1 rRNA gene is annotated in these 620 nt (G+C 62.9%); it reads left to right on the forward strand.

The window, feature by feature from the left end:
- Positions 1-98: ribosomal RNA gene (locus tag ABGB17_RS38850) — 16S ribosomal RNA — on the forward strand; the annotation flags it as partial.
- Positions 99-620 lie beyond the last annotated feature (522 nt).

Genomic DNA, 620 nt, shown 5'->3' on the forward strand with positions numbered 1-620 from the left:
ACCCGCAAGGGGGGGAGCGGTCGAAGGTGGGGCCGGCGATTGGGACGAAGTCGTAACAAGGTAGCCGTACCGGAAGGTGCGGCTGGATCACCTCCTTTCTAAGGAGCACCGGCACACGCACCCCACCTCTAGCCCTTCGCGGGGCCGGAACCATGGTGGGTGCAGGTGTCCAGCCCGGTGTTGGTGAGCGTACGTCTCACCCACCGGCACGCTCATTAGTGGAGCACTGGCTACTCCAACCACCAGGCCGCCGGGTGCGGCCAGTACCGTCACCATCCCTTCGGGGGCGGTGGAGTGGGAACGTCGTCCTGCGGGGTTCTGGGGGTTGGAGCACACTGTTGGGTCCTGAGGAAACGGACCGTCGACGCACCCCGCGACCTATCCCCCCTTTTTGTGGGGGTGTGGGAGTGGGGTGTGGTTCGACTGGGATCGGTTTCTCGCCTGCGGGACCGTCCGCCTGCCATACCGGCTTGCTGGCCTCGTTTTCGGGGTTGTGTGGGTGCTGGTGGTGGATGTGGTGCGGTTTTCCTGTTTGTTGTTTGTGAATTGCATAGTGGACGCGAGCATCTTTTGTGGCCAAGTTTTTTAGGGCACACGGTGGATGCCTTGGCATCAGGAGC

Source organism: Sphaerisporangium sp. B11E5 (assembly GCF_039871875.1).
GTDB lineage: Bacteria > Actinomycetota > Actinomycetes > Streptosporangiales > Streptosporangiaceae > Sphaerisporangium.